A 10,058-nucleotide genomic window follows, 5' to 3' on the forward strand; every position below is an offset into this window, starting at 1 on the left:
ACCGGGGCGAAATACAGCGGCGGGGCGCCCTGGGACGTGCGACTCTCGACAGGCCGATGAGTTCCGGCGTGTCCGCCGGTCTGTCCTGGTGGAACCACCGAGCCATCCAGTCCGCGGCCCCCGGCTGCGAGGTGACTGTGATCAGGAACCCCAGCGAGGAGCTGACGTGCGAGTTGCGATGACCAAACGGTTCTCCGCAGACGAGGCCGCGGAAGGCCGGACGCCGACCGTGGTGCGGCTGCTGGTGCTGGCGACGTTCGTGGTGATCCTCAACGAGACCATCATGATCAACGCGATCCCGCGGCTGATGGAGTCGATGGACGTCACCGAGCAGGCCGCCCAGTGGGTGTCCACCGCGTTCATGCTCACCATGGCCACGGTGATCCCCGTCACGGGCTGGTTCCTCCAGCGGGTCACGACCCGCCGCGCGTACGCCGTCGCGATGAGCACCTTCCTCGTCGGCACCGTCGTGTGTGCCGTGGCGCCGACGTTCGCCGTGCTGCTCGCCGGCCGGATCGTGCAGGCCGCGGGGACGGCGGTGATGATGCCGCTGCTGATGACCACGCTGATGGCCGTGGTGCCCTCGGACCACCTCGGCAAGGTGATGGGTCACGTCACCCTGGCGATGTCGACCGCGCCCGCGCTGGGGCCGACCGTGTCCGGGGTGATCCTCCAGGCCGGCTCGTGGCGGCTGCTGTTCGTCGTGGTGCTGCCGATCGCGGCGCTGGTGACGGTGTTCGGGCTGCGCAGGCTGGAGAACGTCGGCGAGCCGCAGGTCAGCTCCATCGACTGGGTCAGCGTCGCCGTGGCGACGCTCGGCTTCGGCGGCCTGGTGTACGGGCTGAGCCTGATCGGCGAGCACGACCGCAGGAGCCTCGGCATCGGTATCGCCGCCGCCGGCCTCGTGGCCATCGGCCTCTTCGCCGTCCGCCAGCTCCGGCTGCAGCGGACGGGCACCCCGCTGATGGACCTGCGGACCCTGCGGTACGGGGCGTTCACCCGGTCGCTGGCCGTGATGTCCGTCGGCTTCCTGGCGATGATGGGCTCGATGATCCTGCTGCCGCTGTACCTGCAGAACGCCCGCGGCCTCAGCCCGCTGGAGACCGGCCTGCTGGTCATGCCGGGCGGCCTGGCGATGGGCCTGCTGGGCCCCACGGTCGGCAAGGCGTTCGACCGCTTCGGCAGCCGCGGGCTGGTGGTGCCCGGCTCGGCCGGCATCGCGGCGGCCCTCCTCGGCTACACCCAGATCTCGACGACGACGCCGTACGCGCTCATCCTGTTTCTGCACGTCGTGCTGATGGTCAGCCTGGCGGCGACCTTCACCCCGGTCTTCACCCTCGGCATGGGCGCGCTGCCCTCGCACCTGTACTCCTACGGCAGTTCCGTCCTCGGCACCCTGCAGCAGGTCGCGGCGGCCTTCGGGACGGCGCTGGTGGTGACGGTGATGTCGTCGCGCGCCACGAGCCTGGTGGACGACGGCATGGCCCCGATCCCCGCCCAGGTCAGCGGCATGAAGCTGGCCTTCGGTGTGGCGGGGGCCCTGGCCGTGGTCATGATCGCCCTGGCCGCCACGCTCCCCCGCCGGGTCGAGACCCCGCCTGAGGACGACTCCGCTGCCGGCACCGAGCCGGACAAGGCCCCCGCCCCCGACGACCGGGTCCCCGCCTGACGGGCGGTCGGGAATCTCCGTCCCGGGGAGGGGCGGGAACCCGGCGGGGGCGCCGGTGCGTCGCTCTTCTTGAGGGACGTGGCGTACCCGGGGATGGGGTGGTTCGGGTGGATCCGGTTTCTGTGGGGTTACTGGTGGCGCTCGCCGGTGGGGCCGGCGGCGAGATCGGGCGGGGTGCCTGGGCGGGTCTCGTGCGGCTGGTGCGGATGCCGTTCCGGCGCGACGGCGGGGACGCCGCCGCCGGGGGCAGCTCCGCGGAGGTGGAGCTGACGCGGCTCGCCGAGGAGCCGGAGGACGAGGCGCGGGCGCAGGCGCTGAGTACGGCGCTGGCCGTACGGGCCGCGCTGGACGCGGAGTTCCGGGCCGCGCTGCGGACCTGGCACGAGGAGCTGCCGCCGCTGCCGGGCGACGGCGCCGGCTCGGTGAGCAACAGCGTCAGCGGCCGGGTCCACGGCCCCGTCGTCCAGGGGCGTGACTTCCACGCCGCCGAGGGCATTCACATCCGGTCGGGCACCCCGCCGCCGGACGCCCCTCAGCGGTAGCAGTACGAGTCCGACGACGCGTCCCTCCCCGCAGATGCGTCTGGTGGACGCGGCGGCCCCGGAAGTGCGCTCCGTGCGGGAAGAACCGGCGGTCCACCGTCAGGCCGCCCGCCGCCGGGCCGGCGTCCAGTCCGATCGGCCACGGCTCCACGCCGTCCGGGTAGAACTGGTCGTCCCCGGAGCCGTAGAGGGAGTTCGTCAGGTACACCCGCCGTCCGTCGCGGCTCAGTTCGACCATCTGCGGCCCGCCCGACAGCGGCGTCTGCGGCGCCGAAGGGTGCGGCGCGCGGGCGGCAGTCCCCCCGGGCCGGCGGGCTCGGCGGGGATGGCGATGACCTCGCGAACGGTGAAGTCCCCGCCGGCCGGATCGCGGTGCCGCGGAGGCCGGATCGGTGCCGAGGGTGAACAGGCGCCGGGACCCGGACCCCCGCGGGGAACGGGGCGGGCGGCAGGGCCGGGCGGACGACGGCGACCAGCAGGTCCCGTCCCACCGCCGGCCCGACTGCCGCCCGCCCGCGTCCGCCGTTCCCGTACGCCTACGCCTCGCAGATCTCCGGCGCGCGCTCCTTGATCCCCAGCAGGTCGAAGTAGTTCTGCCCGAGCGCGATCCGCCGGAACGCCTCGTCGCCCATCGCCTTGTTGATCCGGCTGGTCACCTCCAGCTCCTCCTTGTAGATCCCGAAGTTCTTGTCCCGCGACGCGACGAAGTCCGTCCCCGGGATCGCCTGCTCCGGATACGCGTCGAACAGCGCCGCGTACTTCTCCCGCACCCCCGGCCTGCCGAAGTACATGTCCTCCAGCACCCGCCAGCTCAGGTCGAGCGTGAGGTTCGGGTGGCGCTCCAGGAGCCGCTCCATGATGCCGATGTGCTCGTCGGGGTCCATGGCCGACAGCTCCTTGGAGAGCCCCATGTGCGCCCAGACGACCTTGTTCTGCGGATAGAGCCTCAGCACGCGCTCCATCAGGTGCAGGAACTGCGTCGGATCCCGGTCGTTGCCGAGGTCGGAGTGGATGGTGATGGGCATGCCGCGCCGGCGCAGCTCGTCCATGAACGGCGCCCAGGCGACGATGTCCGCCGCGTCCGCGGGTTCGTGCCTGTTGGGCAGGAGGGCCTGTTTGATGAGGTTGACCTCGCCCATCCACTGGAACATCCCGGGGAACTCCTTGTCGAGCTGCCGCATCCCGTCCATGACGGTCCCGGGGTGGGCGAGGTCCGGGTACGTCATGGACAGGGCCAGGTCGACGTCCTCCTGCTTGTGCTCCACGACGTTCTCGGCGTTGACGAAGTCGTTCTTCATGCTGGGGAGCACGGGGGTGCCGGGGCAGTTCAGGTAGTACGTGCAGGGGGAGTCCGCGGGGAGCTTCTGCCCGATGCCGAAGACCCCGGCGTGCCGTACGCCGGTGCGCTTGAGGTAGCCGACCACTTCGCGGAACGGAACGGCCTCGCCCCCGAAGGGCCGGAAGTGCAGGTGCCCGTCGACGACCGAGGTGTACGGCCCGGTGCGGCGGTCGAAGCAGTCCTCCTCGGCCGCGGACGCGGCGGACCCGGCGGTGGGCCCGAGGACGACGACGGCGGCGAGCCAGGTGGTGGCGGTGACGGCGGTCCTGCGACTCACGTACGGCACACGGATCCCCTTCGGCGGTGGAGCGGGTGGAGTGAAGACGAAGGGATTGTGTGATCACCGGGAGGTGAGCGGGAGGGCGCCCCGCCGCGTGACGGGACAGACAACCGGAACGGGTTACGGGCACGGTGCCCGCGATGCGGGAGGGGCGTACGTACGGCGCCGTGCCGTACGTACGCGCGGGGGCGCGGGCGGGCCGGCCGCGGGGCTCACACCCGGGCCACCGCGTCCGCCGGGACCCGCCCCGCGCCCCGCGCGGCCCGGAGCGCCTCCCCGTGCTCCCGCGTCGCCTCCTCGCGCAGCGCCTCCGTGCCGGGCGGGCCGGCCGCCGGCGTCAACTCGCGCTCGATCACGGTGAGATCCGCCTGCCACATGTCGGCCAGGACCCGGCGCAGGTAGGGGGTGGAGTGGTCCCGGCCCGCCCCGTGCAGCCATACGAGAACACGGGCGTGTCCGTCGCCGTACGGGACGCCCAGGTGGAGTTGCGGGGGTGATCGAGACCTGGAGCCTGATCCCCGTCATCGTGCGGCTCTGCAACTCGGTGGACGGCGTGGTCGGCGTCTCCGATCACCTGCCCTTCCGGGTCGTCGACGTCGGCGACACTCCGCTCGCGGCCTGAGCCTTCGCAAGAGAACGCCGACGGCGCGGCGCCTGGCTGCGGCGCCGGCGGGGGGCGTTCAGGCGTGGAGCCGGGCCGGCGGGACTTCGCCCGGCTCCGGTTGACGGTGCGGTCGGGCAGGACGTGGGTGAGCGGCGGCTACGTGGACTGCGGTACGGAGGTCAGTGGTGGCCGCCCGCGTACACGCCGCGGCAGAAGGCCGCCATCTGCTCGTCCGTCAGGCCCCTGGTCAGGTCGGCCTCGCTGATCATGCCGACGAGCCGGTGGTCCTCGATGACCGGGACGCGGCGCACCTGGTGCTGCTCCATCGTGCGCAGCACCTCCTCGACCGGGGTGCCGGCGTCCACGTACACCGGGCGACCCTCGGCCAGCTCGCCGGTCATGCAGGTCGTCATGTCCCGGCCCTGGGCGACGCACTTCACCACGATGTCGCGGTCGGTGATCATTCCGGCGAGCTTGCCGTCCTGGCCGCACACCGGCAGGCAGCCGACGTCCATGGAACGCATCTTCGCGGCGGCGATGGCGACCGACTCGGTCGAGTCGATGCACTCGCAGCCTTCGTGCATGAGGTCGCGGGCGGTACGCGCGGTGGTGGGAGCGGCCATCGTGGGTCTCCTGTCGAGAGGTACGCAGGGGGGTGTACGGGTGAGGTTCCCGCACCGCCATGGTCCGGGCCCGCGGCCCGCCGGGCGACACACGCGCCGCCAAACTGGTGACCGGTACGGAAACGAGGCCGTATCGCCGCTCGGAAGGGGAACTGCCTCCGCCCGTGCTGGACGGACATCCGGGTCTGGTGGCCCTGCTGGGCACGCTGGCAACCATGGCCACTGCGGTTGAAACCTTCATCCCGGACACGTTCGCTGCCCTGCGCGACGCCGTCGCCGCGTGGCTCCCGCCGGGGCGGCCGGCCGGCAGTACGAACTCGTCGGTGCGCTGCGGGCGGCCGTGCTGGACTACGCCCGCCGCGCGGTCGACGCCAGGGCACATGCGTGATCCCCGGACCGCATCGCAGCAAGGGCGGCGTCGCCCAGCTCGGCACCCGGCCCGGCGAGCCGGGTCGTGGACCCTCCGGTGTCCACCGCGACGGCCAGGACGACGAGGCCGGACCCCTCCGGGGTGGGGACGCACAAGACCAGCGGCACCCAGGCCATCGGCGCGGATTTCGCACCCGACCCGGAGCTTGCCCTCGCGGCGCCGGAGTGGCAGGCCCCGTTCTCTCCGGGCCCACTTCCACCGGACACATCGCCGACGCCTGCGACCCTGGCCCCGACACCGCCCCTTCACAAAGGTCATCCTCACCATCACGGCACGCATGACAAACGCACACCGCGCGAGGCTCGGTGGGCGTGCCGTCGGTGGACCGGTCATGCTGAATCCGTCCGCCGGTTCGTCCGGAGAAAGCAGCGGGAGGCGAGCGGGATGCGCGGGAAGAAGGGGATGGAAGGGGGTGCGCGGTCAGACGGTGGGGTGCCTGGCCGCCTGCCGAGGGCTGTGTACGGCGATGAGCTTTTCCGCCTCCAGACTGAGCTGGTCAAGCTCCAGGAGTGGGTGCGGGCCGAGGGCGAGCGGCTTGTGGTGGTCTTCGAGGGGCGTGACGCGGCCGGGAAGGGCGGCACGATCAAGCGGGTCACCGAGCACCTCAACCCGCGCGTCGCCCGTATCGTCGCCCTGCCGGTGCCCACGGAGCGTGAGCGCACCCAGTGGTATTTCCAGCGGTACGTGGAGCAGCTTCCGGCTGCGGGAGAGATCGTGCTGTTCGACCGCAGTTGGTACAACCGGGCAGGCGTCGAGCGCGTCATGGGCTTCTGCACGTCGGAGGAGTACCAGCGCTTTCTGCATCAGTGTCCCGTCGTGGAGCGGATGCTGGTGGAGGACGGGATTCTGCTGCGCAAGTACTGGTTCTCGGTGAGTGACGCGGAGCAGGAGGCGCGGTTGCGCAGGCGGCTGGACGATCCGACGCGACGCTGGAAGCTCTCCGCGATGGATCTGGAGTCCTTCACCCGTTGGGAGGCGTACTCCCGGGCGAAGGACGAGATGTTCACGCGCACCGACATCCGGGAGGCGCCCTGGTACGTGGTGGACAGCGACGACAAGCGCTCGGCGCGCATCAACATGATCGCCCATCTGCTGTCGACCGTGCCGTACGGCGAGGTCGAACCGCCGCGGCTGCGGCTGCCGCCACGGCCCGCGTCCACCGGGTACCGGCGGCCCCCAAGAGATCTCCAGACGTATGTGCCCGATCACGCGGCCACGCTCCTGCCCCCTCGCTAGGGTGCGGTGCGCCGCGAGACCGTCGAAGGCCACCCCCGTACGGCGCTGCTGCCGGTGCCCGGCCCTGCGCGGTCCGCGTGATCGCGGCCCAGGCGACGCGCAAACGCGGCAAGACCGTCGGCGGGGCGGGCGTCACCGACGACGGCTATCTGAAGGCGTTGGCGGAGGGCTGGAAGATTCTGGTCACGCGGGTCTGCCGGCCCTGATCGGAGGGCGGGCCGGTGCCGGTACGGCGGCTATCGCGCGATGCCGGCTCTCAGCCGGCGGCGTACGCGCACCCTCGGCGGTACGCGGCTACCGCCGGGGCGGTCGGGGCGGTGGCCGGGCGACCTGGGTGTGCGTTCAGTACGCGAGGGTGAGGTCGATGTCGATCTCGTACGGGAGCGTGAGCTTCAGCCGGTCCGTGTGAATCCCCGTGAGCATGTAATTCCGGGTGGCGTCGTCCAACTGGTAGACGTGCACGACCGCATGGTTGCGCTTGTTCTCGATCCGCCAGAAGTGCTGGATACCCGCCTTCGCGTACTTCAGCGGCTTGGTCTCCCTGTCACGGTCCACGGATTCGGGCGAGACGACCTCGACGGCGAGGAGAACGTCCTCGGCGCGGCAACTGGTCTGCTCCAGCTTGGTCACCGCCTCGCTCCGGACCGCGATGAGGTCGGGTTCGGGCCGCTGCTGCTCCCCGAGCACGACCGTCACCTCACGCAGAATCTTCAGGTCGTCCGGGACCGTACGCCGTAGGCCGTTCTGCAAGATCAGGATGATCTCCGAATGGAAAATACTCTGCGGCGTCATGAAAACGAGGCTCCCGTCGATCAGCTCCGTGTGCGGAGGCAGGTCGGGGAGCGTGTCCAGGTCGTCGGCCGTATAGCCGCCGGAAGGCGGCATCGGCCATGCCGGGGTCGTGTGCTCCGGCTTCTTCGGTGCCACGCTCATAGCAGGTGCTCCCATACGACGGATCCTCGCCCGTACGACCAGCGTACCCACCGGGAACGCCGATCTTGCCCCTCGAACGAGTGACCTACAACCGCGGGCTTGACGTGCGGCCACGGCGTGGACGGAGAGAGGATCCCGCGGAGGCCCGGCAGGGACCTGCCCGCCGGGGGCGCCGGTCCCGCCGACCGGCGCCCCCGTGCCGGGCCTGGCCCCTGCCGGGCCCGGGCCCGGGTGTCAGATGCCGCGGGCCGTCAGGATGCGGTCGGCCGCGTTCACGGAGTCGACCAGCGGGTGCAGGGCCACCGCCCGGAGGGCCTTCGCGCGGCTGCCCGTGTCGGCCGCCGCGATCGTGGCGCGCTCCACGTCCTTCAGCGTCAGCATCAGGCCCAGCTGGTCCGCCGCGGCGGGGCGCGTCGGGATCGGGTGGGCGCCCCGGGCGTCCACGCGGCAGGGCACCTCGATGACCGCGTCCGCGTCCAGGCCCGGGATCGTGGTGCGGTTGGGGACGTTGAGGATCAGGGTGGCGTGCTCGTCGCGGGAGATGGCGCGCATCAGGGCCAGCGCGACCCGGTCGTAGCCGCCGCCGTCCAGGTCGCACGTGTCGCGCTGCCAGCCGCCGGTGCTCTCCCGGCTCTCCGCCATGTACGTCGCCTCGCGCTCCTTGCGCGTGCGCTCCCACACCGCCGCCGCGTCGGCCGGGTCGGCGGCCGCCGCGGCGTAGAACGCCGCCTGCTGCTCGCGCAGGAACTCGCCGCGGGTCGCGGGGGCGTCGCGCAGGGCGGCGATGGCCTCGCGGTTGAAGTAGTAGTAGTGCAGGTACTCGTTGGGCAGCGAGCCCAGCGACTGCAGCCACTCGGCGCCGAAGAGCTTGCCCTCCTCGAAGGACTCCAGCGTCGCCGGGTCGGCGAGCAGCGACGGGAGGCGGTCCTCGCCGTCGACGAGGATGCGCCGCAGCCAGCCGAGGTGGTTGAGGCCCACGTAGTCCAGCTCGGTGCGCTCCGGGTCGACGCCCAGCGCGCGGGCGGCGCGGCGGGCCATGCCGACGGGGGAGTCGCAGATGCCGATGACGCGGTCGCCGAGGAGGCGCTGCATGGCCTCGGTGACCATGCCGGCGGGGTTGGTGAAGTTGATGACCCAGGCGTTCGGGGCGACGGCCGCGACCCGCTCGGCGATGTGCATGGCGGCGGGTACGGAGCGCAGCCCGTACAGGACGCCGCCGGCGCCGACGGTCTCCTGGCCGAGCAACCCCTCGGTCAGCGCCGCGCGTTCGTCGCGGCTGCGGCCTTCGAGGCCGCCGGCGCGGATGGCGGAGAAGACGAAGTCCGTGTCGCGCAGGGCGTCGTCGAGGTCGGTGGTGGTACGGACCGCCGGCGGCCGGGCGCCTCTGGCCGCCCCGTCCGCCGCGTGCTGCGCGAGGACGGCGCCGATGGCTTCCAGGCGCCGTGGCTCCGTGTCGTACAGGACGAGCTCGGTGCACCGACCGGACTCGTCGCCGCTGTCTTCGAGCAGGGCCCGGAACACCAGCGGCACGCGGAACCCGCCGCCGCCCAGCACTGTCAGCCTCATACCGTGATTACCTCCACACCGGCCTCGCCGAAGGCGGCGAGGGTCACCGGGTCCGATGACGTGTTCGTGATGAGCATGTGCACGTCCTCGGGGCCGCAGATGCGGACGAGCCCCGAGTCGCCGGGGAACTTGCCGGCGCTGGCGAGCAGCACCACCTGCCGGGACGCCTTGATCATGGCGCGCTTGACGGGGACCTCGACGTGGGTGCTGTCCAGCACGCTGCCGTCGGGGAGGATCCCGCTGGCGCCCAGGAAGAGGCGGCCGACGTAGAGCTCACGGAGGTTGGACTCGGTGAGTACGCCGACGACCGAGCGGTAGTTCCGCCGGACCTCGCCGCCGAGCAGTATCAACGTGACCGCGTGGTCGTCGCGCAGTTCCTCGTAGACCGCGAGATTGCTGGTGACGATCGTCACAGGGCGGCCCCGCAGCCGCTGGGCCAGGGCCAGCGTCGTGGTGCCGATGTCGAGGAGCACCACGTCGCCGTCCTCGATCAGTTCCGCGGCGCGGGTCGCGACCGCCTCCCGGCCGCCGGGGTCGTCGTCCGCGACCTCGGCGAAGGGTCTCTCGTCGTCCGCGCGGGCCGCAACGGCGCCGCCGTAGACCCGGGTGAGGCGGCCGGCGCGGCCCAGTTCGGTGAGGTCGCGGCGGGCCGTGGCCTCGCTGACGCCGAGTCGCTTGGCGATCTCCCGGACGGGCAGCACGCCCTCGTCGCCGAGGATGCTGAGCAGCTTCTCGTGGCGCGTCTCTCGCAGCATGGACCGCAATGTACTCCACGTGAGCGAGTTTGCGCGAGTGTGAGTGACCTCTTGCAAAATCCGTCGCGGCGGTGCAAGGTG

General features: G+C 71.9%; 12 protein-coding genes. 5 read left to right on the top strand and 7 right to left on the bottom strand.

What is annotated here, in order from left to right:
* Nucleotides 1–166 precede the first annotated feature (166 nt).
* Both ABGA99_RS31050 and ABGA99_RS31055 read left to right on the top strand, forming a co-directional pair.
* Entirely contained in the window at nt 167–1,669 is a 1,503-nt protein-coding gene (locus tag ABGA99_RS31050) for an MDR family MFS transporter (protein ID WP_347575166.1), read from the top strand.
* A 122-nt stretch (nt 1,670–1,791) separates the two neighbouring features.
* Nucleotides 1,792–2,211, top strand: a complete 420-nt coding sequence (locus ABGA99_RS31055) for a hypothetical protein (RefSeq protein ID WP_347575165.1) — start codon at nt 1,792–1,794, stop codon at nt 2,209–2,211.
* Here the strand turns inward: ABGA99_RS31055 and ABGA99_RS31060 are convergent.
* The 3 genes from ABGA99_RS31060 to ABGA99_RS31070 all read right to left on the bottom strand — a co-directional run bounded on the left by ABGA99_RS31060 (nt 2,105) and on the right by ABGA99_RS31070 (nt 4,207).
* A complete protein-coding gene (locus ABGA99_RS31060) occupies nt 2,105–2,620 on the bottom strand; it encodes a selenium-binding protein SBP56-related protein (protein WP_347583959.1) in 516 nt (171 codons plus the stop codon). The genes ABGA99_RS31055 and ABGA99_RS31060 overlap by 107 nt on opposite strands.
* A gap of 127 nt (nt 2,621–2,747) precedes the next feature.
* Nucleotides 2,748–3,836: an amidohydrolase family protein gene (locus tag ABGA99_RS31065; protein WP_347583928.1), complete on the bottom strand. Its 1,089-nt coding sequence runs from the start codon at nt 3,834–3,836 to the stop codon at nt 2,748–2,750.
* A 206-nt stretch (nt 3,837–4,042) separates the two neighbouring features.
* Nucleotides 4,043–4,207 carry a hypothetical protein gene (locus ABGA99_RS31070; protein ID WP_347583929.1) on the bottom strand — a complete coding sequence of 55 codons (165 nt, stop codon included), beginning with the start codon at nt 4,205–4,207 and terminating at the stop codon, nt 4,043–4,045.
* Between the two features lie 116 nt (nt 4,208–4,323).
* Here ABGA99_RS31070 and ABGA99_RS31075 point away from each other — a divergent pair, with 116 nt between their 5' ends.
* On the top strand, nt 4,324–4,452 hold the full coding sequence (locus ABGA99_RS31075) for a hypothetical protein (protein ID WP_347575161.1): 129 nt from the start codon (nt 4,324–4,326) through the stop codon (nt 4,450–4,452).
* A 161-nt stretch (nt 4,453–4,613) separates the two neighbouring features.
* On the opposite strand, the gene ABGA99_RS31080 is transcribed toward ABGA99_RS31075, so the two are convergent.
* Complete coding sequence (locus ABGA99_RS31080) at nt 4,614–5,057, bottom strand: CBS domain-containing protein (protein WP_347583930.1); 444 nt, start codon at nt 5,055–5,057, stop codon at nt 4,614–4,616.
* Nucleotides 5,058–5,889: 832 nt separating this feature from the next.
* Here ABGA99_RS31080 and ppk2 point away from each other — a divergent pair.
* Together ppk2 and ABGA99_RS31090 are read left to right on the top strand one after the other, a co-directional pair.
* Nucleotides 5,890–6,723, top strand: a complete 834-nt coding sequence (gene ppk2 / locus ABGA99_RS31085) for a polyphosphate kinase 2 (RefSeq protein WP_347583960.1) — start codon at nt 5,890–5,892, stop codon at nt 6,721–6,723.
* 77 nt (nt 6,724–6,800) lie between these two features.
* Nucleotides 6,801–6,929: a hypothetical protein gene (locus ABGA99_RS31090; RefSeq protein WP_347583931.1), complete on the top strand. Its 129-nt coding sequence runs from the start codon at nt 6,801–6,803 to the stop codon at nt 6,927–6,929.
* A 136-nt stretch (nt 6,930–7,065) separates the two neighbouring features.
* On the opposite strand, the gene ABGA99_RS31095 is transcribed toward ABGA99_RS31090, so the two are convergent.
* The 3 genes from ABGA99_RS31095 to ABGA99_RS31105 all read right to left on the bottom strand — a co-directional run bounded on the left by ABGA99_RS31095 (nt 7,066) and on the right by ABGA99_RS31105 (nt 9,977).
* Entirely contained in the window at nt 7,066–7,656 is a 591-nt protein-coding gene (locus ABGA99_RS31095; RefSeq protein WP_347583932.1) for a Uma2 family endonuclease, read from the bottom strand.
* 234 nt (nt 7,657–7,890) lie between these two features.
* A complete protein-coding gene (locus tag ABGA99_RS31100; protein ID WP_347575158.1) occupies nt 7,891–9,222 on the bottom strand; it encodes a 6-phospho-beta-glucosidase in 1,332 nt (443 codons plus the stop codon).
* On the bottom strand, nt 9,219–9,977 hold the full coding sequence (locus ABGA99_RS31105) for a DeoR/GlpR family DNA-binding transcription regulator (RefSeq protein WP_347583933.1): 759 nt from the start codon (nt 9,975–9,977) through the stop codon (nt 9,219–9,221). Before ABGA99_RS31105 ends, ABGA99_RS31100 begins: the two co-directional genes overlap by 4 nt.
* Nucleotides 9,978–10,058: the final 81 nt, after the last annotated feature.

This window comes from Streptomyces sp. B5E4, from assembly GCF_039871555.1.
Classification (GTDB): Bacteria; Actinomycetota; Actinomycetes; order Streptomycetales; family Streptomycetaceae; genus Streptomyces.

Excerpts from the sequence above, each read along its gene's own strand:
- ABGA99_RS31105 (WP_347583933.1), bottom strand. The coding sequence starts at position 9,977 with ATGCTGCGAGAGACGCGCCACGAGAAGCTGCTCAGCATCCTCGGCGAC.
- ABGA99_RS31070 (WP_347583929.1), bottom strand. The coding sequence starts at position 4,207 with ATGTGGCAGGCGGATCTCACCGTGATCGAGCGCGAGTTGACGCCGGCG.
- ABGA99_RS31100 (WP_347575158.1), bottom strand. The coding sequence starts at position 9,222 with ATGAGGCTGACAGTGCTGGGCGGCGGCGGGTTCCGCGTGCCGCTGGTG.
- ppk2 (WP_347583960.1), top strand. The coding sequence starts at position 5,890 with ATGGAAGGGGGTGCGCGGTCAGACGGTGGGGTGCCTGGCCGCCTGCCG.
- ABGA99_RS31095 (WP_347583932.1), bottom strand. The coding sequence starts at position 7,656 with ATGAGCGTGGCACCGAAGAAGCCGGAGCACACGACCCCGGCATGGCCG.
- ABGA99_RS31080 (WP_347583930.1), bottom strand. The coding sequence starts at position 5,057 with ATGGCCGCTCCCACCACCGCGCGTACCGCCCGCGACCTCATGCACGAA.